This window comes from Corynebacterium sp. MSK204, assembly GCF_030229885.1.
GTDB lineage: Bacteria > Actinomycetota > Actinomycetes > Mycobacteriales > Mycobacteriaceae > Corynebacterium.
Genome location: NZ_JASPGQ010000056.1, coordinates 1 through 575, shown reverse-complemented (window position 1 = coordinate 575; position 575 = coordinate 1). Strand labels below are relative to the sequence as shown.

Here is a 575-nt window from a genome sequence, read left to right as displayed (position 1 = left end):
TCGAAGCCGCCGGATCAGCTACACTTACTATCGCATCTTGATTAAATCCCCGTGTCCACTTTCCGGGGTTCGGGCCCATGAAGTCTGACATGTGCTGCCAGGCGGGGAGTAGGACGTTGTCGATGATGGCCTTAATGCCGTCGACGACCATGTTCCAGACATTTTTTATCCCGTTGAATACGGGCTGAATAGCGTTATTCCAGATAGCAGACAGGAATTGGCTCATCGCGTCCCACGCTGGGATAAGTACCGCATCGATGAGGGCCTTGATGCCGTTTACAACGGCTTCCCAGAGTTGCTTTATCAGGTTGAGGATTGGCTGGATAGCTGCTTCCCACAAGATTTGTAGGGCTTGTGCGACAGCGTCCCATGCGGGTTTAAGTACGTTTTCCCACAGGGCCTGAATACCGGTTACGAGTAGCTCCCAGCCCATCTTAATGACGTTAAATCCAGCTGTGAGAAGTGCTTTGAGAATATTGAATTGAATAACAATAGGCGTGGTTGCGTCCAGTAGCGTGGTGTATCTGTAACTGACGGTGGGCCCCTTATGAATGAGGCCGGCGACCACCGTCGTA

Annotated in this window: 1 protein-coding gene; it reads right to left on the bottom strand. The window is 51.7% G+C overall.

Translation table 11 applies throughout. The annotated features are described in order from the left end of the window. The coding region (locus QP908_RS11760) for a hypothetical protein (protein ID WP_284772366.1) at positions 1-433 on the bottom strand (433 nt) is incomplete at its 3' end. Positions 434-575: the final 142 nt, after the last annotated feature.